Genomic DNA, 23,178 nt, shown 5'->3' with positions numbered 1-23,178 from the left:
TTAACGATGATTGGATACAATACCTATATTGAAAATAAGGAACCATATGCGACTTCTACTCGTAGCTTTTTTATCTACCATCTCTCTTTTTGCAGCACCCAAAGATATTACCTCTTTTCACGCCACATTTTCTCAAACAATCATTGATGATACTAAAAAGAAAATACTCTATCACGGCGAAATATGGGCAGCAACTCCCCAAAATGCCCTCTGGGTTTACAGTAAACCGATTCAAAAAAGTGTTTATATTAACGGCTCTCGTCTAACATTACTAGAACCGAAACTTGAGCAAGCTACCCTCAAAAATCTTGGAGATGAGATCGATTTTTTACAAATCATCAAAAAAGCCAAACCATTAAATGCCTCACGCTATAGCGCTACAGTTAACGGACAAACTTATTTTATTGATTTTAACGGAGATCTTCTCAGTGCCATTAGCTATAGCGATAATTATGAAAATCAAGTGAGCATCAAATTTATTAATCCAATCCAAAATCAACCTATCGAGTCATCCCGTTTTAAAGCAATTATTCCTGCCGATTATGACGTTATTCGTTAACCATAATGTTACCCATTAGTTACTCTAAAGGGCTTACTATTTTGGGTGAGTAAGATATTTTTCTTGCTACACCCGACAAGGAGCCTACCATGACAGTTAGTTCTAACTACAGTAGTGCATATTCGTCTTACAGTTCTTCCGGGGTATCTTCGTCACAAAAAGCCTCTAAACCGAGTTTTGAAGATTTGGCTCAACAGCTGTTGAGTTCTTTAGATACGGATAAAAACGGTAGTGTTGATGCAACAGAATTCAGTGCCGCTGCGCAAGCACTGACCTCCAATTCAACCTCCTCTACCAATTCATCTACTTCTAATAGTACATCAGCAACCGATACCTTCAATACGTTGGATTCTAACAGTGATGGAAGTTTAAGTACGGATGAGTTTTTGAGTGCACTTAAAAATATGAAACCGCCGCAAGGTCAAGATGGTGCAATGCCACCGCCGCCACCAGGAGGAATGCCTCCACCTCCACCACCGAGTGACTCATCCTCAACATCCTCTGATAGTTCGAGCAGTTCATCTTTGAGTGAGATTTTCTCCTCTTTGGACACGAATCAAGACGGTACTATCAGTATGGATGAGTTATCTGCACTCTTTAGTGATTCTAAAAACACAGATTCAACATCGAACAGTTCAACAACTGCTTCAACCGATACAACAAGCAATCAAATCAATAATGATTGGCTACAAAAAATTCTTTCCTATTACGGTAGTAACAATACCTCTGCATCAACGACATCTTTACTCAGTGTTAGTGCGTAATATTGCATGCCCTTGTTGGGCGTGTTACTTACTTGTTACTTTTGCATCGATATAATCACTTTATGATAAATGTACTGATGATTGAAGATGATATTGAACTCGCACAATTATTAAAAACACGTCTCTATCGAGATAATATCGACGTTACGATTGCACCGACACCGCTGGATGGATTAAGTCTTTTTCAAACGGATTCATTTGATCTGCTAGTACTCGATCTCTCACTCCCCCAAATGGATGGTATCGAGATATGCCGTCTGATACGCCAAGAGAGCCCTATTCCCATCATCATCTCTTCAGCCCGTTCGGATATACGGGATAAAATGATGGGGTTTTCACGCGGAGCAGACGATTATCTACCAAAACCTTACGATCCTCAAGAGCTTGTTTTTAGAATTGATGCGATTTTAAGAAGGCTCCAACCCGCAATGCAAAAATCAGCCGTTGCCTTTGAGGTGAGTGATGAACACCATGAGATAACACGCCATGGTATACCCTTACGTCTTACCCAAGCCGAATACGACATAGTTTCCTACATGATTAAAAAAGAGCGATTTGCCATCTCACGTGAAGAGCTTTTAATGAATATCGGTTCTATCAAATACGAAAGCAGTCTCAAAAGTATCGATGTTATTATGGGACGAATCCGCCAAAAGATTGGCGATGATACTAAAAATCCTCGTTATATTGTCTCAGTACGCGGGGTAGGATATAAATTTGTCAATCAATAAACACTCTATTTTAACCCTTATTTCCCTCTTTTTTGTCCTGATTTTTCTCCTGATTAATGGACTTTTTTGGATTGCACTGGAACATTTTGCGAGAGAGTACGAAATCCAACAACACCACCGGTTTCATTTTGAGCCACAAGAGAGGATGCTACTCGATCATAAACCTTTTCCCATATTTGCTCCACCACCGCCACCACCACTCTCAGTTAGCTTAAAATCATCCGCATTATTCCCTATTTGGATTGTTTTTATCACTATTGATTTACTAATATTAGCCTTTTATGGTTTTCTTTTAAAAAAACTTTCCCCACTACATCGTCTGAAAGAGGCAATCATACATTTTCAAGAGGGGGATACCAAGCTCAATGTTCCTATAAAAAGTAAGGATGAGATATCCCAAATCACCTCAGAATTTAATCAAGTTTTGGAAAAAATAGCAGCTCTGAAAGAAGCTCGAAGCCTCTTTCTCCGCAATATATTGCATGAGCTTAAAACACCGATTATGAAAGGCTCTCTCACTGCTGATTGCCTTAATGAATCGATAGAGCGAGAGAGGCTGATACAAATTTTTTCACGTATGAATTATCACTTGGATGAGTTTTCAAAAATGGAACAATTTAGTAGCGGGGAATGGAAATTAAATCTTCAAGAATACCGATTTGTCGATATTCTCGACCATGCGTGCGATATTTTACTGTGTGATAAAAAGAGCATAACAATCAAAGGTGAAGATTCTATTTTAATAATCAATGCTGATTTTGAACTTTTTGCAATTGCATTAAAAAATCTCATCGATAATGCGTTTAAATATTCTGATGAGACACCAACACTTATTATTTTGTCCCATTCTATCGAAATATGCAGTGTCGGTGAACCTCTAAGTGATGCCAATCATCTTTTTTCAAAACCGTTTAACCGTACATATGAGAGTTCTGTAAACGGATTGGGATTGGGACTTTATATTACCAATTCTATCCTCAACAAGCATGGATTTAAACTCAAATATCAGTATAATTCAGGATTGAACTGTTTTAAAATTATTTTGAATAGTTAAAGTTGTTAGCAATAGCACTCAATATTTGGAGAGATTATGGTCAAATTTGCTTTTTTTGTTTTATTATTAGGCTCAACCGCCCTTTATTCATTCGACTCTGCACTCTCTATGAGTACAGATACTACCCGTTTTGATTATGCTGAAAGAAGCACCAATAATACTCTACTTGATACGGAAACTAATAATTTCGGAGAGATAACCGGTTTTAGTTTTTCACTCGATCCACGTTACAATGGATTTTATGCTAACACCAGTTACGCATACGGTAATACAAACTATATCGGAGGAACACATACAAACTCCACCTACGGTAGCCATACAACAACAACTCAAAACTCTATTTTTGACACCTCTTATGGTTATAAATTCACCCAATTTATTGATGAAAACACCTATATCCCATACCATTTTGGCCTCGGGTACCGTGCATGGCTTAGAGAAATAAAAAGCACTTCAACAGTGTCAGGTTATGATGAGCTATACGAATGGCAATACGCTACTATAGGGATCGGATTTCACACACGATTATCTAGTAATATCGATCTGGGATTCGAAACCAGCTATAAAATGGCATTTGATGCCCAAATGTATGATAATTGGTACGGAAACACCTATCACCTTCAGAATGTATATGGTTACACACTCTCCGTTCCGTTTGAATACAAATTTAATCATTCGTGGAGTGCTTTTGCTATTTATAATTATGAATTTTGGAACATTAGTGCTTCAAATGCTATAAACGGGTATTATGAACCCGATAGTGAAACGAAAAATGAGACGCTCTCTGTTGGATTTAAATACTATTTTTAAAGAAACAGAAAAATTATTTCTTCATATTAAATATTACAACCGCCGCAAACGCCAATGCACACCCGATAAGCGTCGAGATTTCTATACTCTCACCGTAAACAATCATACTTGAAGCTATCGCTCCAATAGGGACGATAAACATAAATGCCCCTGTCCGATGCGCCCCAACCTTGCCCGCAGAAGCAAAAAAGAGAGCTGTACTGAGAGTGCCGGGGAAAATCCCGATAAAGATGATCGTCCACCAAAACGTCATGTCGTATTTGGAAAATGCAAACGGTTCATACGGCAAGGCGAAAATGAGATTGGAACTCATCGCAACGGCAAATACAACCGTCGTATAGAGCATCGGGGTGGTGTGTTTAGAGGCTTTTTGAGATACGATCGTCACCAACGCCCACACCAAGGCCGCCGCAACGAAATAGATATTATCGAGTTTCCAAAACGCCCACCCCTGCGTCGGAACTTGGAGGAGGACTAAAGCCCCAACCATCCCAACGGCTAGCGCGATGATCTCTTTAGTCGATACATTCAGACCCAGCAATGCGATGGAGAGCGCATAGGTGATGATGGGAGAGAGTGACGTAACGAGCGTTCCGCCGTATCCCGCCTGACCGTGCAACAATCCGACAAAGAAAAAATAGTTAAATACCGACGTGAGTAAACCCGCAGTAATCATATAGATCACACCACGTTTATCTGAACGCAAAGGTGATTTCATAAACCAGATCAGCGGAATAATCGACATTAGAGAGATTGCATAACGCCAAAAAGCAGCTATCTCGGCACTGGAGTGATGCGCTGCTACCTTACCAGCCGTCCACGCCACCCCCCATAGGAGCATGGCTACGATCATGCCGATAAAATAGAGAGTAGGCGAATCTTTTTTCATTGATTTGCTCTTTTGTAACTCTCAATATAAGTGATCAACATCTCTACCGAATCAAAATAATCCTGCGAATCCCCCGAAGCCTTTGCCGAAAGGATCGCCCCTTCCAGCAATGCCACCGAAAAAAGGGCGAGTTGACGTGTATCGCACTCCCGCATCTCACCCTCTTTTACCGCCGCATCGTAAATCGATTTAAACACTTTGCGAAACTGGGCATAGATCACTTTGAGGGTACGATCAAAATCCTCATCGATATTGGACATCTCTTGGACGAGATTGGCGAGCGGACACCCCCGTTTAAAATCTCGGATATTCCCATCACGTAGCATCGCAAACAACTGTTCTAGATAACACCCGTCTGATTCTTTTATCGCTTGATAACGGGTTGCGAACCGCTGTGCAATCTTCTCTTTTATCGCGGAGAGTGCCATCTCTTTTTTGTTCGGAAAAAAATGGTACATTGATCCCTTATGTACTCCCGCATTGGCGAGTATATCAGCGAGTGCCGCACCTTGATAGCCGTGCGAATAAACCTCTTCATAGGTAGCATCGATTAATCTCTGTCGTGTATTTTCTTTCATCAGACTTCTTCTATAAGCTTTTTAAGATGGATCCCCGGGTCAAGCCCGAGGATGACAGAACCCGTCATTCCCGACTTGATCGGGCAAAGTGCCCTTTAGGGTGAATCCAGTTTTTATTATCAAAATTATAACACACTACTTGACTATTCGGTCAAATAGTTTTATAATACAACTTGACCAAACAGTCAATATTCATCCAAAAGGATTTCTTATGCCACTCATTCAAACCATAGAACCATCAGAAGCGACAGGTGAGTTAGCGAAACTCTACAAAATCATCGAAACGATGCGCGGGAGTGTCGGCAACAATGCCAAACTTTTCAGTATTAGCCCTGAGTTGTTGCGTCAGCAAATGGATTTCATCAAATTTTACATGAACCACCCTACTCTATCTATGCCGCTTCTCGCCGCTATTCGTATCATGGTTTCCAGTGGCGAAGAGTGCCAGTTTTGTATCGATTACAATACGGGGATGTTGATAAATCTAGCAGGATGGAGCTTCGAGCAAGTCACCGCCATGCGAAACGATCCGAATGCTGCAAATCTCTCTGAACGTGAAATAGCGATGCTCAACCTCGCGATCAAAGCAATACGCAACGCCCACGCTATTAGCGCAAATGATCTCGATACGTTGCGGGAGATGGGATGGAGTGATAGTGATATTCTCGAAGCAGTAAATCATGCGACGCGGATGTTGGCGACCGATATTATTTTTAATACGTTCAAGATTGAGAATAACTAAGTCAACTCGTTCTTACTCTCCCAAGTGAGAGCACACTGTTCTAATGCAATAGAGTAGAAGAGATAAAACTATCTCATTGTTTGTCTTCTTAGCGCAATTACCAAATAATATAAAATAAAGCTTGATAATACTTTATTTAAAAACCAAAAATGAAGATATTTTTTGTATACGATACTACATTCATTTGGCATTTTAATCGATATAAACTCTGTAAAACTATGTATGCTGCCAATGTTGAGATAGCTAATAAAAATTAATACCCCTATCATTGTCGAGATATGTTTTATAGTTGTAAATTTAATAGCTTTCACTAATAAAGTACCAATATAATATGAAAATATCATTGTAGTAAAAAAGATTAACGTCAATGATGCATTAAGATATACAATTGTATAAAAAAACAAATTTATAAGAATTAACCATGACAAAGCAAGAAACCAGCTCTGTCCAAAGTTCGATATATTTTCACTTAGTAAAAAAATGATTTTTTCTTGCCATAAGGGAGAATACCAATTGCTTTTTTTGAATATCTCCTTTTTATGAGACTCCATTTCTTTCGAATAAAAACTATTTGCTTCTATGTAATTACCTTGCTTATCATTTACAAATTTTAATTGTCTAAACATATCTTTTGTTGATTCAATTTCAAAAATATCACCCCATTGAACAGAACTTAAATTAGAATCAAGAAATGACGTTTTTGTAATCTTTTTTATTGACTTTGAAATATTGAAATCATAAAAGTAAGCATTTTTAAAGTCTACACGTTCACACTCAAATTTCTCTAAAATATCAATATTATGAAATTGTATATATTTAGCTTTTTGAGATAACTGCTCAATCTTTAATAATTTAGTTAAGATTGTTTCAAATAAAATTTTTGAACCATCTACCATATCTATATTTAATAATAATAAATTATCTGTCTGAATATTTTTCAACACAAACTTATCAAAAATCGAATGTTCTAAAATAATATTATTTGAAACTATTTTATCAATTATAGAATCTTTAATGGTTATTTTAGAAATCTTTATCTCAGTGATTAGTAAATCATTAATTGATAAAAAGTCAATCTCTTTTTCTTTTTCATCATAACTTTTAATAATTAAATTTTCAGCTTTAGAATTGCCTATCATTATTCTTTTGAAATTACTGCATAATTCAATTGACTGATTAATAGTGCATTCATCTATAGATATTTTTTCATCAATAGAATTTGGTCTAAATAATATAAGATTATATTTGAAATCACAGTGTCTAAAAGAAATCGGTCTATTTTGACTTTGATCTTTTAAAAAAATTTGCAATTGATTATTAATAATATCTAAATCTGAAAAATTGACAATACAGTTGTCATAAAATGTACAAAGTTGAAATGAATTATTTATAATAATTTTATTATTTTCTTTTATGAATATTTCTAAACTTTTTCTATGTGGAGGAAATTGAATTTTGAGAAAGTTTAAGTAAAACCCAGTTTTTTTACTATTTCCCATTACACGAACTGCTTCAGCATTCGTTCCTCCACCTCTTTTTCTGATACACATAAAAAATTTTTTCTTGATTTCTTTAAATAAAGTTTCCCAAAACAAGTTTATCTTTTCTTCATTCCAAAGCATAACCTCATCAGCATTGGACTTAACCTTATTCTTTTCAAAAGGTTTAGTTTCAGATAAGATCCAACCATTTACAATTGACTTATCACAATGCAAAATACATTTGCATTCATTTTCAAATTTTACAAGTTGACAAGCTTCGATTTCACATATAGTATGACTCAATCAATACCTTTTATTATAATCAATTTGATATTTTTCGTTGTCTTATAATACTCTTTTACCCTTAATCCTATGCTAAAATCTTCTCATGTTTTTTAGACACGCCATCCACAACGACAGAACCTTCCTAGTCTCTCTCATCAACCATTCCTATCGCGATGATAGAGAGTAGGAGCAAAGAAAGAGAAATACGTGTTATGTATGATGCTATTCAAGCATCTTTTTAATTTTTACAGCTTTTTCAAAATGGTCTAATTTATTAGTTAAAATCCACCACTGTGCAACTTCCATTAATAACTCTGGATCATCATTTTTATTGGCAAAAAAAGCATAAAAGGACAATCCTACATTTGAACCTTTTGTCTCAATTTTTTTATTGCAAACTTCAATAATTTTACTTTTAAATGATTCTCTCATTTATTTCCTTATTATGTCTATTAACTTATATTACTATTTTCGCTCTTAAAACCCTCGATATGCTACAATCCTATCATGATTTTTAGACACGCAACCCACAACGACACCACCGCTCGCGGTGATAGTTCCCGCGAAGGATGGACAACCGAGGCTGATTTACTAAGTGGAAAACGTATCGATGAGGCGGAATTGATCCAACTGCTGAATGACCTCGATTCTCTAATTCTGATCGCTCACTCTGAGGATAGGGTCTTCGCCACCATCCATGCGCATTATGAAAATGAGAGCGTCCATTTCGGACTGTTTGCCGTTGAACCTTCACTACAAGATGGGGGGATCGGTAAAGAGCTGTTAGCGTACGCCGAATCTGAAGCGATCCGCAAATGGGGCGTTAATACCGCCATCATGGAGGTGATCACCCACCGTAGTGAGTTGATTGAGTATTATGAGCGGAGAGGGTATGTGAGAACGGGTGAGATGAGTCCTTTTCCTGAGTCTGATTTATGGGATAAACAAGTCGCTTTTTTAGAACTAATACGATTAGAGAAATCTTTATAAAGCTCATAGATGAACTACGAATCCGTACTATACTGTTTTTAAAGTGAGATGCGACTATAATCGTAAAAATATTTATAAAAGAGTCCGCATGGCTGATACGACTGAATCCCCATCAAAATTAATTCCCGTTTGGGAACATAAAATCGAAGCGTTTATGCAAATAGGTATTCAGGCTCTCCGTCTATTTTTTATCGCTATTATGATCGTCTATCTTTTCTCTTGTCTTATCGGTCTTTCTGCCAAGCTCATCGAATTAACGCTACAACACGGTACTCTCGATTTTGCGAATATGAAAAATATTTTAACCGATGCGTTGTTTACACTGATCGTACTCGCAATCGTCCGTACACTCTTTATCCGTAACGGCTATTTGTATGCTCTGACCCTGCTCGAAATCGGGTTTGTTGTTATCATCCGTAAACTCATTTTGCTCGAAGTCGATCCGAATGAGACGTGGCTTCTACTCATTTTAGGGGGTATCTCCGCACTCTTCTTCGGACTTATCATCTTTGCCCACTCTTCTAAATTTCGCAGTAGCAAGGTGATATAAAGAGGGCTAAACTGTCTCTTTTAAATCGGGTTTGATGCACACCGTGTTCATCATCAATTCCAAAAGATCCACTGTTTAATGAAATTGATTTAGTTTACTGCTCAAACCTTCAGTTAATTGATACAAATGTTCTGCTGCGGAAGCAATCTCTTCCACACTACGGGCATTTTGGGTCGTTAAATCATTGATATTGTTCACAAGTTTAACAATGCGTCCGGTATCATCAGCTGTTTTTATCGAATTTACCGCGCTCATAGATACAGCGTTGACACTTGAACTCATAATAGTGCTCGTATCTATTATCATCGTTTCTACGTTACTGGAGACTCCGACAAGTCGTAAAATATTTTCAGCATTTTTCCCCATTTGATCAGCTGAATCCATGATAGCTTGGACGATGATATTGATGGTTGCATTGATATCAAACAAAGATTTTTGAGTACGTTCCGCCAGTTTTCGTACTTCATCGGCAACGACGGCAAATCCACGTCCATGCTCACCCGCACGGGCGGCTTCGATAGCTGCATTGAGAGCTAAGAGATTAGTTTGATCGGCAATATCGGAGATTACAGTCAGAATTTGTTTTACCTGTTCGGCATCTTTACTCATCTCTTCGAGTTTAACCGCTAAAGCTGATTCGGCTTCACTTGCAGATTGTACCTCTTGACGGAGATGAAGAATCTCATTTTTCGAACGCTCTAATTTATCTCCGGCATTAATAATCTCTTTTTTGGTTATTTCGGACATTTGTGCCGTCTCTTCGACAAATGATTTAATGGTGTTCATATCATCAATCGTTTGGCTCACTATCTTCGCACTCTCTTCGGCATTTTTGCCAATATGTAAACTGGTGCTGCTCAATTCATGAGAGACTGAGGCATTTTCATTGGATGAGAGTTTAGCATCTCCAATCGTCACTTCCAATGTTTCAACCAAAGAATTAAAACTGTTGACAATCTCTTTTATCTCATTATTTTGATTATAGTGTATTCGGAACTTTAACTCTTTATCTTGGACGAACTGTTTTATTCCATCATGAATTGTATTTACACCACTCATAATACTTTTTACAATCGAGGTACTCATACCAATCGTTATGACTATAATGAGTAGACCAAGAATAATCATTATGGTGTCAGCAGAATTTTTATGCTCTTTTGCATGCTCAGCTTCCGTTTTAGCCAAATCAGCGTTATAGGTTAAATGAGCTTCGATAGCATCATTGAGTTTAGAGACAGTCTCTTTATGTTTTTCGAGTAACAGTGCTCTGGCTTCTGCTTCATGACCATTTTTACTCAAATCCATAATCTCTTTTAATAAAGTAGCATACGCTTTTGCCGTATCACGATCTGCTTGCAACATCGCTTTATCTTTATCATTTGATAAAAGCGCTTCATATTTTTTAAAATCAGCTTCCAAATCAGCTTCTGCTTTTAAGAGCCGCTCTTCATTATTTTGTTTTTGATCAGCTCTATCTTCTACGTGATATTTGTATGCCACTACCCGCATCGTTGCGATTTGATCAACTGCTTCGTTTAAGGTTAAAAGTGAGGGGATTGAGTTGACGTTCCCATAATTGGTCTCTTCATAGACCGTATCGAGTTTCACTATCGCCATTATCATAATAGCTAAAAGTCCTATTAATGCAACCGACACCAACACGAGTAACTGTTTAAAAATCGTCATAGTATCACCTTTTTTTGAGATAGTGCATGACCGTAATATAACTCAAATAAGACTGATATATGACGATTCAGCTTGTTAAATAGTAGTAATATATTTCTTAATTATAAATTAATTAAAATTAACATGTGAGTGATAAAAGTTCACAATAGAATGAAGTATTAATTATAGTTCAGTTATTTTGGGTAAGTTTAGCGATGAGTAAAGAGTTTCGGACAGATGATTTAAAAGCTTTCATACGATCTTGGGTAATGATTGCCATTGAGCGTTCACGCTCTTTTTTGATTTGTGCAAACAGTTGAGCAGTGGGTTTGATACGTGCATCATGAATCAGTGTATGGATACTCTCATCAAATAATTCACTCTGATATGAGGGAAGCGCATCATACAGTGCCATAAACAGCCCTCGTCCATCCTCATCCATTTTGCAGGAATCATCACTGATTTTAAGAGCAACCGTTACGGCACAATCACGTGCAAACGTATCGAGCTTTTCAGCGATAGAGGCAAAAGAGTTCATCACCCTACTTCTTCGAGATCATTTGGTTCTTCTTGGACAACATGCCCTACTCCACGCATCTCATTAGGGATATCTTTACGATATTTTTTCTCTCGAAATGCAGGAGATTTAGGGACACCGTTTTTCTCACCCAGTTTATACATTTCACCATTAAGGAAATGCGCATCAAACTCTTTAGTAAAGGGCATATCCCATGTAATACATCCGATACTCGGACAAATCGCCGCACATTGAGGGTCATCATACACACCGACACACTCGATACACTTCTCTGGTTGAACGTAATAACGCTTATTCCCCATCGGGCTTTCAGTATCATCTATGATCGCATTAACCGGACATTGTTGTAAACACGCATCACAAGTGATGCAAGTATCATCAATAATTACAGACATTGTTTAAATCTCCTTGTCTTTTGTGGTGTGTACTATTCTTTGTAACCACGGTGGCGGATTGCCTAATAACAACTCTTGGAGTTTTACAATCGTCTCATCGATTCGATCATTTTCTCCAGAGCGCATCGGATATATTTTGGATGCCAATACCATTTTCGAAGCGGTAGGACCAATTTGAGAGCAATAAAGTATATCTGCCTCTTTTATGGAACTAATTTTATATGCGAGCTTTTCGTGTTCGTCTTCAATATCGTCTTGTGAACTGTCCAATGTTTTGATATATTCAGCACATTGCTCGGTAATTCGATAGAGTTCAAAACTCTTTGACCATCCAAAATGTTGATTTACCGTGACACCGTCGGTTGAAGCAAACGCAATAAGCACACAATATCCTTTAAACCGCTACTGCTTCGCGTGCTTCACGCGCTGCAATGGTGATATCATCACGGAAAGTTTGTGGAGCAGTTTCCGGTGAAAGAAGACCACGTTTTTTCGACTCACTTATAACATAATCAGAACTATTTACATAGTAATCATTGTATTCAGCCGTGTAAGGCATATCCCAAACGATACAACCCTCAGTAGGACAAGCCGCAGCACAAGCTGGAGTCGACGCATGACCGACACACTCAATACATTTTTCAGGTTTTACATAAGTAAATTCCCAATCAGTACGTGGTGAATCACCCTCACTCGCGATTGCACTTACAGGACACTCATCAACACATGCATCACAATTGATACAAGAATCAGTAATCATTACAGCCATAATTAGCTCCTTTAGTTTGTTTTATACAATTGCTCTGTGCATTTTTCATACGAGGTAGAATCCAATACCGGCATGAGCTTGATATCGACTGCTTTTAAGAGCAATGTCACATTGCACCCCTCACAAAGTTCCATTCGCTCGAAGGCATCAGTTGTTATCAAAGAGTTAAGTTTCCCGCAGGGGGTATTGACACTCACTTCACTCAGCACCAACCCCTTACGAAAATGTTGGAGTTCACCACCTATATGGTTTTCTATGGAGACACTCCCCTCTTTAGCTCCCTTGCAGATTGCTATTGCCGCCTCTTGAACACGACACTCCACCTCATCGCCGATATGGAGCCATTTGGGTGCTTCGGTTTTGAGAAGTTTTAATTCCGTATTATTAGCACGTACTGTAATGCAACTAAAAAACTGATCACTTTTAATATCTTCAACTTTTGCGCTAAACGTATTCATTTAAAACCCCTTACCAGAGATAAATAACAATCTTTTTATCAATAACCTTTTCAAACTGCTCTAAAATCATCCCCGCTGTCGAAGTAGGCCCGAGATGACATCCCGAACATGCACCCAAATAACGTAACCAGATTTCAGGTGTATCACCGCCGATATAATGTATCAACTCAATCCCACCACCATCACTTGCGAGAGTAGGAGCGAGATTCTCAGCGATTACCATTTCGACTTTGGCACGTTGCGAGGATTCATCCATCATTCGAAATGCGACATTTATGTCGGTCGCTTGTGACATATTACTCACATAGGTGAGGAGTGCGTGAGCTTGTGCTTCCCCTGCATGAGCGGCACGGATCATCCATTGCATCGAGTTTAAAGCATCTACATCACGAAGTAAAGTCCCCAATTTAAGTTGTGCGGTTGGCATGTTAGCTTCGGCAGCAATCGTGTAGTAGCGGATAGCCTCAGCGGTATCAGCACTCACACCGATTCCGTTTTCATACATTCCCCCCATGTAAAATGCAGCTGTCTCATGTCCATACGCTGCGGCACGTTCAAACAGTGTAAATGCCACAGAGATATTACGCTCTACACCAAACCCTTTAACATACATGGTTCCCAGATTAACCATCGCGTCCGTATTGGTCGCACTCAGTGGTTCCCAAATCGATTTTGCTGTTTTATAATCTTTTCTATCGAATGCTATTATTGCGCTCTCCATTAATGATAGTGCTTCCATACTTTTCTCCTTATGTCGTTTTAAATTTTTACGCAGATCGTCCATTGCTTCATCGTAGGTTTCCCCAAACCCTTTTAAATCAGGGATATCACAACTATAAATTTCATAGCCATCCCCCTCCTCATTACTAAAATAGTGATAATGGGTTCGTAATTCTTCCATTGTTCGCTCTTTTTAAAATATTGATTGCAATTGCCGTTCTAATAGAGAGAATAAAAAATGCATTTGGTGTAAAAATCATTAGGGAAAATAATAATGGAACAGACTATTACACCTGAAATGCATGAGATACGGCGTCTAATCGTAGAGACAGTCGCCAAACGTAATGCACTTAAAGTACAAATGGAAGAGTGGTATAAAGAGCATCCCAATGCCCGTTTCGAGTATTCAAACGACCTCATTGCAACCGATGCGACGTTGAGCGAACTTGACAGTCACTACAAGCGGCTGTGGGATTATTACAATTCGAGATCACGTGCATCATGAGTGTTTTTTCCTCTAATGCTCGTCTATTGACGGATATCGGTGAGATTGAACAATATCGACGGATACTCGATAGCAATACTCTCACTAGCGGTGTTCCACATTGGACAAGTATGGGGAAAACAACGATTACCCTTTTTCAGGTATTGATTGATCAAGACTTGACCCATTTGGTGATGGTATTGCGACACTATCCACAATACATCGAAGCGGTATGTGAGCATTTTCGTTACGCCTACAGTTACAGTGAAAACAGTGCCGATATCGACGCTGCATCGGAGCTTCTGAGACTCGGAGAGCCCTATTTCACTAAACAATTTGTCCGTAACGTTATACGAAAATTACCCCGTTTAGAATCCGATGATAGAGATGCAATGACCTCTTTTATCGATAAACTCATCATGTATCAACATGAGTGGCATCCTATTATTACGATTCATTATCGAAATATGATTACATCGATTACCCATACATCACCACTTCATCCGCTTCAACGGATTGTGGTGGAAAAGAAAATCGCATCGATACATAATCTCGTGACGTACGATTATACAGCCAGTGATCGAGACTCCCATCTCGATATACCCTATATGAATTAAACACAAGGAAAAGAATTATGAATGAAAATCTACGAATCCAAGCTCTAAAACATGCCAAACTAGCCTTTGAACGTGCCTGTTCGATGAGAGACGATGAGAGAATCGAAGTTTACTGGCATGATGGCGTTATAAAAACAAGTGACGTATTAGGTGAAGATGAAAAAATCATCTACTCTCCAAGCCGTATACTCTGTTATCAAGTATGGGGTCATGATTACCTCGAAGAGGAGATTCGCGCATGGATAGATCATGCACGTCTTGAAATAACACCCAAACCGCTCGAAGAGAGTATTATCGAGACGTTGATGAAAATTGCTACGGCTAAAGGGATAAGCCCCGAAGAGGTAAGTTCGTATGAAGTGTTTGCCAACCTCAGTATGGATCAGTTAGAACAAATCGAACACGCCATTATCGAGTACTGGTGGGATAACAAAGAGGTTGAAAATGCCAAAACATTGGCATCTGCACAAATCACCGAAGCCTTGGGAAATATCGACTAATGAAACTTACGTTTTGTACCCTCAATGGTACCGTACAATTCGAGATAACCCCTGAGCACTTCAAAAACTTGCGTGATCCATCCATCACGCACCATGAAATTATTGCGTTAGCAAACCATTACGGCGTTGAGTCAAAATTGTTATTACACTACGTTAATGATTTAAAACTGGATGCTAAAGTGAGTGAAGAGATTGACGGTTCTTGTGATTACAGTGACCATCTTTAAAAAAATAGCCAAATAAGTAATCCCACACCGATGAGCAGGTTTAACCAGCTTCCCCCATCTTTAAACATCATAACTAAAAAATCAAAATAGTATTTTTCAAACCACAATGGAGATAATACAAGGGCATTTTTTGCATACGCTGTAATCTCTGTCCCATAGATAAAGGCAATAATTTCAGGAACAATAAAAAAAAAGAGTATTCCGAGAAACCCCCAAATCGACTTTTCGGGTTTCATCGATTTGAGTGCTTCTTTGGTTTTTGGGTTTTGGGCGATTTGGCGAAGTTTTTGTTTCATGAGTGCAATTATAGCCTTAGCTATTAAAAATCACCAAGCCTCTCCCAAAGGGGATTTTCGCTTTTCGCGACAATGCCCAAAGCACTTCATAGTTTGGTGGTATACGGGGGTATGATCCCTCACCGTCGGTAAAATAGAGGAGCATCGTCGTCATCGGAAGATTTGCTTCGACATAATCGAACGTCGGACGATAATCGGTTCCACCTCCCCCCTTGAGAGGAAAATCCATAGGGTCCCCGCTGATAAAGGTATGGTGTGCGTGGACCTTTGCATCGGCGATAATCAGCTCGATTTTGACAGATGGGAAATTTTGCATGATCGATTTAAACTCCTCCATAAATGCTCCCAAAAGCGCATCATCGATGGAACCGCTCGTATCGACTGCGACGCAGAGGCTTAGGGTGTCACTGGTGAGCGATGGCAGAGCGATTCCTCTATGAATATGCTTTTTATTCGGAGGCATAAAGGCGTAGTTGTTACGCATGTGACGATTGACTGCATTATAGAGTTCAAACCGCCAATCCACATCGGCGGCTTTCACCTTTTTTCCCAGTCTCTCTAGTCCTAACGGCATTGCCCCCTTACGCTGTGCTACTTCCTGTGCGATGGATGCGGCGTATTGCCATTGCAACTCATCCCCCGTATCCATCTCATCCGCGATACCATCGATATTGGCAAAGCCTGATGCATCATCACTCTCTTGCTCCATCATAGTGTTTTGCGGGACATTCTCCCCACTCTCACCATAAGCATCCCCCTCATCGAGGTTAAGATTATTTTTCAGTGCATCGTAAATCTCTTCGGCGTACATCCCCTCATACTCTTTATTATAGTTCGCCCCTTGAGGGATAGTCAAACCACTTTTGAAGAGGAGATTGTTGATGGCGTAATCGGTCGCCAATTGCCACAACCGTCCTCTACGGTTCAATTTTCGCTGTTGATGAGCTAGGACGTGGTGCATCACGGCGTTGGTGAGGATAAACATCACCTCCTCCACACTTCGACGCTCTAAAAATTCGACGTTATAGATAAACCGTTTCCCGTTACTAGCGTATCCCGAAATATCCTCACTTTGCTCAAAATTAAGTCTCGATGCAAGCATCCCGAAATAGGGATATTTGACAGTTAATAGAGATTTTGCTTTGAGGAGTAGTTGTTCGCTCTTCATTATCGTAAGAGTGTGTTGAACTGGCGCATCCACAACGGCCAGCTCTCGACGTGGTCAAGTTCGATTTTCCGTGCGCGAAGGTCTTGGATAATCATCACCGCAAACTCACCGGGGAGTTTGAGGGTGTAGGTGATGAGATTATTCAGTTTTTTACTGCTCGTATAATCATTTACCCGCATTGTGAGTGCCGTGCTGAGGATATGAAGAGCCGATGGATCACTCGGTACATCCACACACGTCCCATCCATGATCGCGTCCAAATCAGGGAGCTGTGAAGCAACCATGCGAAACCCCAGATACGAAGCCGCCAACTCCTCACCGATAGCACCGCTCACCATCGCCATCACCAAATCCTCTTCGGGATTGGAGGCCATGATGTCATCCACATACTGCCATGTGCGCGGTGTCGCAAACGACCTACTCTCGGCATTAAAGACAAACAGCGCATCGGGACGGTGGGAGATATAAGCGATGATAGTCGGATCAATCCCTGAGCCTATCGCCCAGTTACGCCAGTCTTCGACATTTGCCTCCATTTCCAGATGGACAAACCGATTTGCCAACGGTGCCGCCATCCGAAACACCACCCCGCGATCGCTCTCACGGTTCCCCGCCGCCACAATCGCCCATCCATCAGGGAGACGATATTCACCGATTTTACGGTCTAATATTAACTGATATGCAGAAGCTTGTACCATCGGTGCAGCGGTATTTAGCTCATCGAGAAAGAGTATCCCCCTCTCCTGCGAACCATCAGGTAAAAACGCCGGAGGTGCCCAAATAGCACTGTCATTTTTTGAATTAAAAAATGGTATCCCACGCAAATCGGTCGGATCGAGAAGTGAGAGACGCAAATCAATAAACCCGATATCTGCTTCACGTGCAATCTGTGCAACAATTGAGGATTTACCAATCCCTGGAGGTCCCCACAAAAATACGGGAACTTTTCGTTCACACAAATGTGCAAGAGAGCGTTTTGCGCTTTGAGGGTTCATAATGATAATCCTTAAAATGACAATATTTAGATTAATTATGCATTTATTGTACGAAAAAGGTAGAACAATAATTGTATAGAGAGTACCAAACAACCTAAAAGGAAACTCTATGTCAATACAAAGCTATATCGCTGACAATAAACTCGAATGGATGATCGTTTACAATGCCCCTACCGAAGCGTACAAATACGCATATCGCGGATGTCTCGTCGTTGTAGAAGGTAAAGTTATCACCGCTGATAAAAGTCTCCCTCCTAAAGAGATCGTGAAACAAGTTATCCTTGCTACCAACTCAGACAATATCGATTTCTTGGCGTGTGAACTCACATCATTAGACGTTTTTGAAGGTTTCGTAGCGAAATACAAAGAGTTCTTGACTCCTGAGGGGAAATACCTCCTTTTCGTCTCTGATATTATTGGAAAAGGCTCATTTGTATATGAAGGACTTACATTTAATACATTCGCACTGGATGAAAGTTCAGTTTGGAACGATTTACTCGATATCGCTGATCTTTCAAAAGGTGATTTGAAAAAGATGTCAGACAAAGAAAAAATCGATGCAGTAGTAAAAGAGACTTTACGTAGTAATCTCCGTTTGAGCGAGAAAACCTATGAAGATATCAAAGCATTACAACGTGGTGGAAAAGCTTCATTTGGAGCGGTGTAAATACACTATATGATCCTCATTGAGGGATCATATAATATAAGGCTCAAGTTGATGAACATCATCACTGTCACGGATAAGCATTGACTCAACCTCAACTGTTACAATACTCTCTGGATCATTATCTTTTAAATTAATCATATTCTCTTCAAAAAAAGTCAAAATAGATGATAAAATTAAAAAATCATCCCCCTCAAAACGGAAAATTTTTGCCTCAGGAAAATATTCTTTGAGCTGATTTGCTACTGATAAGAGTAGTTCATTCCCTTTATTCCATGACATATGTTTGTTAAACGTTGTAATATTGTGGAGACGTACAATATATACGTATAATTGAGTATCTATCTGATGCAACATAAGTTGCAAATATCCTTCATTATATAGCCCCGTGAGATTATCATTAAAAAAGTATGAAAAGCGTTGTTTTTCCAAATCACTTTGTGGCATTTGAGTTGTTTGCAAGATCACTTCATCGACTAAAACATGATTTGCCGCATCGACAACACTCGGATGAAATTGTATACCGCTTTTTTTATTTAATTCACTAATCGCATCTTGAACCGTTAGTCTCCCTTTGTAAATACGATTCGTCGTCATCGCATCAAAAGCATCAGCGACCATCATAATATGAGCTTCCATTGGGATTTCATCCCCCTTTAATCCATACGGATACCCTCTTCCGTCATAGTGTTCGTGATGAAACTTCATAATCTCCGCGAGTTCAGCATACATTTTGACTTTGGAGAGCATTTTATACCCTGCCGTAACATGATTTTTAATCAACTCGTATTCCAGAGCATTAAGACGTCCTGGTTTGAGTAAAATCGTGTCAGGAGTAGCGATTTTACCGATATCGTGGAGAATCGCCGCCTTTTCGATTTTATGGATCATCACCTCATCTATTTTTAAGTACGTCGCTAATTTACGTGAATACTTCGCCACACGTAAGGTATGTCCTGCTGTATACGCATCACGTTGTTCAATCATGTCTACAAATGCCAAAATGGTCTCTTCGTAGTTATTAATCTGCTCTTTTTGGAGATGTTCATTCATTTTACGCTGTTTATAAGCACTTAATGCCATTGTAATATCGTGTACTACGGTATCGAGTATATTTATCTCCTCTTCATCAAAACCTTCTTCTCGATTCGTCCAAAATGTCAAAATATCCAATCCGCTTTTATCATCTTCGATAAGCGGAAAAGCAATCGATGCACTTAACTCATAATCTTCGTGACGGCTACGGTTTCTGAAAGGAAGCTCTATAAGACAAGGATTTTGAATATTCCAATGGCGATTGATAACGGCATTATGGATAGAACAATAATTCGGGTAATTACCCAATTCTTCTAATGAGATATGCTCTTTGGTAAAAATTCCATAAATATCTCCCGAAATATAGCGTTGATGAAACACCTCCCCATCAAAGTGTCCAAACAAAATAATTTTATAGTTAGGATGGTGCTTGAGTGTCTCTAAACTAGTTTCGATAATTGAACCAAGTGAGTAGGTACTTATAAGAGATTCATTTAACTCGGTTATCGTTTCAAGAAGTCTTTTTAAATAATGTTCCCTAGTGTAAAGAACCTGTACCTCTTTGGTACGCTCTTTAACTTTTTTCTCCAACGAGCTATTTAATTCTTCGATTTTTTCTTTATTGTTGAATATATTATGGATGAAATAGAGGAGTAATCCCAGTCCGAAGAGATAGACTCCGATAACCATAAAATAAAAAATATGAAACTGCCGTTTGATGGTCTCTAGGGCATCATGGTATTTTGTCAACGGCAAGGTAATCTCAATCCCCCCACGCAACTCACCGACAACAAAATTAGAATGGCAGGTGATACATTTTGGTTGCGTATACAAAACCCCTACAAAATCGAATTGTCTATTATCGGGAGAAAAACGGTAGTAGAGTGATTGCTTTGGATTTTTTTTAAGATTAATCAGGGCATTTCTAACAAATCCGACAGCATGGTTTTGTTCATTTTTTGGTTTTAAACTGTAGATATTAAAATGATAATCGTCGTTGTTAATCCCCTCTTTAAAAACTCCTCCAAATTTATTGTGCCATATTTCCATCTCTTTAATCATAGTGTAATGGGCAGTTGCTTCTTGGACGACAAGATGCTGTGACTGTTCTATTTGCTCCGCTTTGGCATTATTTAGTATCAATAGAACAATCATTAAGCCGATAAAACTCAATATGGCGGTCAACCCTATAAATATTTTTTGTTCATTTCCTTTAATCATTATGTTTCCTTTATACATTGACTCGATTCAGAAACAATACGGGCTATTCCAAACAATCCAATTATCTCTCCATCACTATTCTTGATTGGGTACTTTCGATTATCAACCCAGCCTGAGTGACCATTATTATCGCGGTAGGGCTGAATTTCAGACGCAACATCGACTTCTCCGCTAAAAACCTTTTTTTCCAAGACAAAATAGTGATCCGCATACTCTCTAGGGAATACTTCATAGTCTGTTTTTCCAACCAAATCTTCTTTTTTTAAGACATTTGTCAATTTTAACAGAGTTTCACTTCCGGCAGTAAATACATGAAAACGGTCTTTAAAATAGATAAAATCATCACTATTTCTCATCATAGCTTCAAAATTATTCAGTAGCATTTGCTCTTCAACTGATTTTGCTAATGCAATAGGATCTTGAATCTGAATTTTCCAAATATCATCACGTACTATACATTCAATTTTTAATATTTTTATATGTCCTAGAAAATGATTTATCCGTATCGTAGTTAGAAAAGATTGAGATTCATTTTGTAATCGATCTAAAAAATCATTATCTTCACAATACACTAAATCTCTAAAAGTAATCTCACCTGACATCAGCATATCGTTACTATACCCAATCAAATCAATAATATCAAAATCGGCGTAAAGTGCTTTAAACGGTGGGGTACGTTGGAGGATAATGACACAATTCGATGCTATTGATGAGGTAAAGTTGCCCATTTGATATCGTGTACTGATGATTTGATTTCTACCGGAATGTTTTGCTTCATAGAGAGCTTCATCAACCAATTTTAAAACTTTTTGAATACTCTCTGGTTTTATCCAATTAGGGTGATATAATCCACCGCTAATCGTTATTTTTAAAGACTCACGAGCGGATACAAAATGGTGTTCCTCTATTAATAGGCGTAAATCTTCCATTTTTTCAACCGCTTTATAATCTTCGATACGATTAAAAATAATAACGAATTCTTCACCGCCGGCACGATAAGCGCTATCTTCAGGACGTATATTTTGTTCAATTAACTTTGAAAGTTCTATCAAAACTACATCGCCGATATCATGTCCATAATTATCATTAATCTTTTTAAACCAATCAATATCGATCATTGCCACGGCAAATGGGCGATGATGCTCTTTATAGTGATTAATTAATCCTTCAAGTTCTTGCTCTAAATTAAGTCGATTTTTCAACCCTGTCAAAGGGTCATGCGACGCCAGTTGCTGTAATGTATAATTACTCTGCTCTAAACTTATCATTCTTTGTTCTATCTCTTGTTCAAGATGGGTTTCATTCCATTGTAATTCTTTTAGTAGTTCATGAATTTTATGAACCATGGGTTGGAAAAGAAAAATAATCTGTAACAGAAAAATAAAAAAAATAGATACCCATATTAAAAATTCTATTTCGTTGATTAGCGCTATTGTCTCTTCACCCTCATGCTGATATTGCATAACTGCTTTATCCAAATCCGGCAGTAAAGAGTCTGATTGTAGAATTATTTCATGGGCTATCACCTCTAAATTATCACTGCTTTGAAGATTCATTAGCCGATTGACTAAGTGTAAATATTCATCAATGCGCACTTTTAATTGTGTTTTTCCAAAATAGATATCTTTTAATGTATCGGAGAGTTTTAGTGTTGTTTCGTGATCTAAATGTCCTGTGGAGAGCTTATGATTACCCTCATCCATATCAGATATTGCTTTAGTTAGAGAATATTCGATACTTCTAATATCATTCAAATCATGTTTCTCATTATGTAAATAATAGTGCTGAGTTAATGATGAAATACGTTGAGAGAGCATTCGCTGTTTTCCAGCTATATTAATGAGTGTAGGTGTAGATTTGGAAATATTTAATAATAGATGCAAGGGGAAAAAAGTAATACAGAAAAATACGATGATCAATATTGTTGCTAAAAGATAACGTTTTGTAAAAGGTAAATTCAAATTATCAATTTGATTCATCATTGCATTACCAA

29 protein-coding genes are annotated in these 23,178 nt (G+C 38.5%); 13 read left to right on the top strand and 16 right to left on the bottom strand.

Going from position 1 to position 23,178, the window contains the following annotated elements; genetic code table 11:
- Window positions 1–46 precede the first annotated feature (46 nt).
- The 5 genes from lolA (at window position 47) to PHC76_RS08220 (ending at window position 3,918) form a co-directional block, all read left to right on the top strand.
- Complete coding sequence (lolA, locus tag PHC76_RS08240; RefSeq protein ID WP_299973681.1) at window positions 47–559, top strand: LolA-like outer membrane lipoprotein chaperone; 513 nt, start codon at window positions 47–49, stop codon at window positions 557–559.
- Between the two features lie 89 nt (window positions 560–648).
- Complete coding sequence (locus PHC76_RS08235; RefSeq protein ID WP_299973684.1) at window positions 649–1,323, top strand: EF-hand domain-containing protein; 675 nt, start codon at window positions 649–651, stop codon at window positions 1,321–1,323.
- A 62-nt stretch (window positions 1,324–1,385) separates the two neighbouring features.
- On the top strand, window positions 1,386–2,054 hold the full coding sequence (locus tag PHC76_RS08230) for a response regulator transcription factor (RefSeq protein WP_299973687.1): 669 nt from the start codon (window positions 1,386–1,388) through the stop codon (window positions 2,052–2,054).
- Window positions 2,041–3,108 (top strand): ArsS family sensor histidine kinase, encoded by a 1,068-nt coding sequence (locus PHC76_RS08225; protein ID WP_299973689.1) that lies wholly within the window; start codon window positions 2,041–2,043, stop codon window positions 3,106–3,108. The genes PHC76_RS08230 and PHC76_RS08225 overlap by 14 nt, the downstream gene beginning before the upstream one ends.
- Before the next feature lie 36 nt (window positions 3,109–3,144).
- Complete coding sequence (locus tag PHC76_RS08220) at window positions 3,145–3,918, top strand: hypothetical protein (RefSeq protein WP_299973692.1); 774 nt, start codon at window positions 3,145–3,147, stop codon at window positions 3,916–3,918.
- 13 nt (window positions 3,919–3,931) lie between these two features.
- Here the strand turns inward: PHC76_RS08220 and PHC76_RS08215 are convergent, their stop codons facing one another.
- Complete coding sequence (locus PHC76_RS08215) at window positions 3,932–4,807, bottom strand: DMT family transporter (protein ID WP_299973695.1); 876 nt, start codon at window positions 4,805–4,807, stop codon at window positions 3,932–3,934.
- A complete protein-coding gene (locus PHC76_RS08210) occupies window positions 4,804–5,385 on the bottom strand; it encodes a TetR/AcrR family transcriptional regulator (RefSeq protein ID WP_299973698.1) in 582 nt (193 codons plus the stop codon). The genes PHC76_RS08215 and PHC76_RS08210 overlap by 4 nt, the downstream gene beginning before the upstream one ends.
- A 211-nt stretch (window positions 5,386–5,596) precedes the next feature.
- On the opposite strand from PHC76_RS08210, the gene PHC76_RS08205 reads away from it, so the two are divergent.
- Window positions 5,597–6,127, top strand: coding sequence for a hypothetical protein (locus PHC76_RS08205; RefSeq protein ID WP_299973701.1), 531 nt, complete (start codon window positions 5,597–5,599; stop codon window positions 6,125–6,127).
- Window positions 6,128–6,195: 68 nt separating this feature from the next.
- Here PHC76_RS08205 and PHC76_RS08200 read toward each other — a convergent pair whose 3' ends face one another.
- Entirely contained in the window at window positions 6,196–7,911 is a 1,716-nt protein-coding gene (locus PHC76_RS08200; RefSeq protein WP_299973704.1) for a hypothetical protein, read from the bottom strand.
- A 204-nt stretch (window positions 7,912–8,115) separates the two neighbouring features.
- Window positions 8,116–8,325, bottom strand: coding sequence for a DUF6500 family protein (locus PHC76_RS08195; RefSeq protein ID WP_299973707.1), 210 nt, complete (start codon window positions 8,323–8,325; stop codon window positions 8,116–8,118).
- Window positions 8,326–8,400: 75 nt separating this feature from the next.
- Between PHC76_RS08195 and PHC76_RS08190 the strand changes: the two genes are divergently transcribed.
- Together PHC76_RS08190 and PHC76_RS08185 are read left to right on the top strand one after the other, a co-directional pair.
- Entirely contained in the window at window positions 8,401–8,883 is a 483-nt protein-coding gene (locus PHC76_RS08190; RefSeq protein WP_299973710.1) for an N-acetyltransferase, read from the top strand.
- A gap of 88 nt (window positions 8,884–8,971) precedes the next feature.
- Window positions 8,972–9,433, top strand: coding sequence for a phosphate-starvation-inducible PsiE family protein (locus tag PHC76_RS08185; protein ID WP_299973713.1), 462 nt, complete (start codon window positions 8,972–8,974; stop codon window positions 9,431–9,433).
- A 75-nt stretch (window positions 9,434–9,508) separates the two neighbouring features.
- On the opposite strand, the gene PHC76_RS08180 is transcribed toward PHC76_RS08185, so the two are convergent.
- The 7 genes from PHC76_RS08180 to PHC76_RS08150 form a co-directional block, all read right to left on the bottom strand.
- The gene (locus PHC76_RS08180; RefSeq protein WP_299973716.1) at window positions 9,509–11,119 is read right to left on the bottom strand and encodes a methyl-accepting chemotaxis protein; all 1,611 of its coding nucleotides are present in this window, start codon (window positions 11,117–11,119) and stop codon (window positions 9,509–9,511) included.
- Window positions 11,120–11,288: 169 nt separating this feature from the next.
- The gene (locus PHC76_RS08175; RefSeq protein WP_299973719.1) at window positions 11,289–11,636 is read right to left on the bottom strand and encodes a hypothetical protein; all 348 of its coding nucleotides are present in this window, start codon (window positions 11,634–11,636) and stop codon (window positions 11,289–11,291) included.
- Window positions 11,636–12,031 (bottom strand): 4Fe-4S dicluster domain-containing protein, encoded by a 396-nt coding sequence (locus PHC76_RS08170; protein ID WP_299973721.1) that lies wholly within the window; start codon window positions 12,029–12,031, stop codon window positions 11,636–11,638. The genes PHC76_RS08175 and PHC76_RS08170 overlap by 1 nt, the downstream gene beginning before the upstream one ends.
- Window positions 12,032–12,034: 3 nt before the next feature.
- On the bottom strand, window positions 12,035–12,415 hold the full coding sequence (locus PHC76_RS08165) for a NifB/NifX family molybdenum-iron cluster-binding protein (RefSeq protein ID WP_299973724.1): 381 nt from the start codon (window positions 12,413–12,415) through the stop codon (window positions 12,035–12,037).
- Between the two features lie 10 nt (window positions 12,416–12,425).
- Window positions 12,426–12,800: a 4Fe-4S dicluster domain-containing protein gene (locus tag PHC76_RS08160; protein ID WP_299973727.1), complete on the bottom strand. Its 375-nt coding sequence runs from the start codon at window positions 12,798–12,800 to the stop codon at window positions 12,426–12,428.
- Between the two features lie 11 nt (window positions 12,801–12,811).
- Entirely contained in the window at window positions 12,812–13,258 is a 447-nt protein-coding gene (locus tag PHC76_RS08155; protein WP_299973730.1) for a TOBE domain-containing protein, read from the bottom strand.
- 10 nt (window positions 13,259–13,268) lie between these two features.
- Window positions 13,269–14,159 carry a NifU family protein gene (locus tag PHC76_RS08150; protein WP_299973733.1) on the bottom strand — a complete coding sequence of 297 codons (891 nt, stop codon included), beginning with the start codon at window positions 14,157–14,159 and terminating at the stop codon, window positions 13,269–13,271.
- 93 nt (window positions 14,160–14,252) lie between these two features.
- On the opposite strand from PHC76_RS08150, the gene PHC76_RS08145 reads away from it, so the two are divergent.
- From PHC76_RS08145 to PHC76_RS08130, 4 genes are read left to right on the top strand one after another with little or no spacing between them, the layout of a single operon-like run.
- Window positions 14,253–14,483 carry a hypothetical protein gene (locus PHC76_RS08145; RefSeq protein WP_299973736.1) on the top strand — a complete coding sequence of 77 codons (231 nt, stop codon included), beginning with the start codon at window positions 14,253–14,255 and terminating at the stop codon, window positions 14,481–14,483.
- Window positions 14,480–15,079, top strand: a complete 600-nt coding sequence (locus PHC76_RS08140) for a hypothetical protein (protein ID WP_299974479.1) — start codon at window positions 14,480–14,482, stop codon at window positions 15,077–15,079. Before PHC76_RS08145 ends, PHC76_RS08140 begins: the two co-directional genes overlap by 4 nt.
- A 17-nt stretch (window positions 15,080–15,096) precedes the next feature.
- Window positions 15,097–15,579 (top strand): hypothetical protein, encoded by a 483-nt coding sequence (locus tag PHC76_RS08135; protein WP_299974476.1) that lies wholly within the window; start codon window positions 15,097–15,099, stop codon window positions 15,577–15,579.
- Window positions 15,579–15,806: a hypothetical protein gene (locus tag PHC76_RS08130; protein ID WP_299974473.1), complete on the top strand. Its 228-nt coding sequence runs from the start codon at window positions 15,579–15,581 to the stop codon at window positions 15,804–15,806. The genes PHC76_RS08135 and PHC76_RS08130 overlap by 1 nt, the downstream gene beginning before the upstream one ends.
- Here the strand turns inward: PHC76_RS08130 and PHC76_RS08125 are convergent.
- Genes PHC76_RS08125 through PHC76_RS08115 form a run of 3 tightly spaced genes read right to left on the bottom strand, consistent with a single transcriptional unit; the run spans window position 15,803 to window position 18,265 of the window.
- Window positions 15,803–16,102 (bottom strand): hypothetical protein, encoded by a 300-nt coding sequence (locus tag PHC76_RS08125; protein ID WP_299974470.1) that lies wholly within the window; start codon window positions 16,100–16,102, stop codon window positions 15,803–15,805. The genes PHC76_RS08130 and PHC76_RS08125 overlap by 4 nt on opposite strands.
- 16 nt (window positions 16,103–16,118) lie before the next feature.
- Window positions 16,119–17,270 (bottom strand): VWA-like domain-containing protein, encoded by a 1,152-nt coding sequence (locus PHC76_RS08120; protein ID WP_299974467.1) that lies wholly within the window; start codon window positions 17,268–17,270, stop codon window positions 16,119–16,121.
- A complete protein-coding gene (locus tag PHC76_RS08115) occupies window positions 17,270–18,265 on the bottom strand; it encodes a MoxR family ATPase (protein WP_299974464.1) in 996 nt (331 codons plus the stop codon). The genes PHC76_RS08120 and PHC76_RS08115 overlap by 1 nt, the downstream gene beginning before the upstream one ends.
- A 109-nt stretch (window positions 18,266–18,374) precedes the next feature.
- On the opposite strand from PHC76_RS08115, the gene PHC76_RS08110 reads away from it, so the two are divergent.
- Window positions 18,375–18,932 (top strand): hypothetical protein, encoded by a 558-nt coding sequence (locus PHC76_RS08110; RefSeq protein WP_299974461.1) that lies wholly within the window; start codon window positions 18,375–18,377, stop codon window positions 18,930–18,932.
- 27 nt (window positions 18,933–18,959) lie between these two features.
- Here the strand turns inward: PHC76_RS08110 and PHC76_RS08105 are convergent, their stop codons facing one another.
- Window positions 18,960–21,185 carry an HD domain-containing phosphohydrolase gene (locus PHC76_RS08105; protein ID WP_299974459.1) on the bottom strand — a complete coding sequence of 742 codons (2,226 nt, stop codon included), beginning with the start codon at window positions 21,183–21,185 and terminating at the stop codon, window positions 18,960–18,962.
- On the bottom strand, window positions 21,185–23,167 hold the full coding sequence (locus PHC76_RS08100) for a diguanylate cyclase (RefSeq protein WP_299974457.1): 1,983 nt from the start codon (window positions 23,165–23,167) through the stop codon (window positions 21,185–21,187). Before PHC76_RS08100 ends, PHC76_RS08105 begins: the two co-directional genes overlap by 1 nt.
- Between the last annotated feature and the right edge of the window lie 11 nt (window positions 23,168–23,178).

The sequence above is a fragment of the Sulfuricurvum sp. genome, from assembly GCF_028710345.1.
Classification (GTDB): Bacteria; Campylobacterota; Campylobacteria; order Campylobacterales; family Sulfurimonadaceae; genus Sulfuricurvum.
The sequence above is the reverse complement of the archived record's forward strand: the minus strand, read 5'-3'. Positions and strand labels throughout refer to the sequence as shown.

Excerpts from the sequence above, each read along its gene's own strand:
- lolA (WP_299973681.1), top strand. The coding sequence starts at position 47 with ATGCGACTTCTACTCGTAGCTTTTTTATCTACCATCTCTCTTTTTGCA.
- PHC76_RS08235 (WP_299973684.1), top strand. The coding sequence starts at position 649 with ATGACAGTTAGTTCTAACTACAGTAGTGCATATTCGTCTTACAGTTCT.
- PHC76_RS08230 (WP_299973687.1), top strand. The coding sequence starts at position 1,386 with ATGATAAATGTACTGATGATTGAAGATGATATTGAACTCGCACAATTA.
- PHC76_RS08220 (WP_299973692.1), top strand. The coding sequence starts at position 3,145 with ATGGTCAAATTTGCTTTTTTTGTTTTATTATTAGGCTCAACCGCCCTT.
- PHC76_RS08215 (WP_299973695.1), bottom strand. The coding sequence starts at position 4,807 with ATGAAAAAAGATTCGCCTACTCTCTATTTTATCGGCATGATCGTAGCC.
- PHC76_RS08210 (WP_299973698.1), bottom strand. The coding sequence starts at position 5,385 with ATGAAAGAAAATACACGACAGAGATTAATCGATGCTACCTATGAAGAG.
- PHC76_RS08205 (WP_299973701.1), top strand. The coding sequence starts at position 5,597 with ATGCCACTCATTCAAACCATAGAACCATCAGAAGCGACAGGTGAGTTA.
- PHC76_RS08195 (WP_299973707.1), bottom strand. The coding sequence starts at position 8,325 with ATGAGAGAATCATTTAAAAGTAAAATTATTGAAGTTTGCAATAAAAAA.
- PHC76_RS08190 (WP_299973710.1), top strand. The coding sequence starts at position 8,401 with ATGATTTTTAGACACGCAACCCACAACGACACCACCGCTCGCGGTGAT.
- PHC76_RS08185 (WP_299973713.1), top strand. The coding sequence starts at position 8,972 with ATGGCTGATACGACTGAATCCCCATCAAAATTAATTCCCGTTTGGGAA.
- PHC76_RS08180 (WP_299973716.1), bottom strand. The coding sequence starts at position 11,119 with ATGACGATTTTTAAACAGTTACTCGTGTTGGTGTCGGTTGCATTAATA.
- PHC76_RS08175 (WP_299973719.1), bottom strand. The coding sequence starts at position 11,636 with ATGAACTCTTTTGCCTCTATCGCTGAAAAGCTCGATACGTTTGCACGT.
- PHC76_RS08170 (WP_299973721.1), bottom strand. The coding sequence starts at position 12,031 with ATGTCTGTAATTATTGATGATACTTGCATCACTTGTGATGCGTGTTTA.
- PHC76_RS08160 (WP_299973727.1), bottom strand. The coding sequence starts at position 12,800 with ATGGCTGTAATGATTACTGATTCTTGTATCAATTGTGATGCATGTGTT.
- PHC76_RS08155 (WP_299973730.1), bottom strand. The coding sequence starts at position 13,258 with ATGAATACGTTTAGCGCAAAAGTTGAAGATATTAAAAGTGATCAGTTT.
- PHC76_RS08150 (WP_299973733.1), bottom strand. The coding sequence starts at position 14,159 with ATGGAAGAATTACGAACCCATTATCACTATTTTAGTAATGAGGAGGGG.
- PHC76_RS08145 (WP_299973736.1), top strand. The coding sequence starts at position 14,253 with ATGGAACAGACTATTACACCTGAAATGCATGAGATACGGCGTCTAATC.
- PHC76_RS08140 (WP_299974479.1), top strand. The coding sequence starts at position 14,480 with ATGAGTGTTTTTTCCTCTAATGCTCGTCTATTGACGGATATCGGTGAG.
- PHC76_RS08135 (WP_299974476.1), top strand. The coding sequence starts at position 15,097 with ATGAATGAAAATCTACGAATCCAAGCTCTAAAACATGCCAAACTAGCC.
- PHC76_RS08130 (WP_299974473.1), top strand. The coding sequence starts at position 15,579 with ATGAAACTTACGTTTTGTACCCTCAATGGTACCGTACAATTCGAGATA.
- PHC76_RS08125 (WP_299974470.1), bottom strand. The coding sequence starts at position 16,102 with ATGAAACAAAAACTTCGCCAAATCGCCCAAAACCCAAAAACCAAAGAA.
- PHC76_RS08120 (WP_299974467.1), bottom strand. The coding sequence starts at position 17,270 with ATGAAGAGCGAACAACTACTCCTCAAAGCAAAATCTCTATTAACTGTC.
- PHC76_RS08115 (WP_299974464.1), bottom strand. The coding sequence starts at position 18,265 with ATGAACCCTCAAAGCGCAAAACGCTCTCTTGCACATTTGTGTGAACGA.
- PHC76_RS08110 (WP_299974461.1), top strand. The coding sequence starts at position 18,375 with ATGTCAATACAAAGCTATATCGCTGACAATAAACTCGAATGGATGATC.
- PHC76_RS08105 (WP_299974459.1), bottom strand. The coding sequence starts at position 21,185 with ATGATTAAAGGAAATGAACAAAAAATATTTATAGGGTTGACCGCCATA.
- PHC76_RS08100 (WP_299974457.1), bottom strand. The coding sequence starts at position 23,167 with ATGATGAATCAAATTGATAATTTGAATTTACCTTTTACAAAACGTTAT.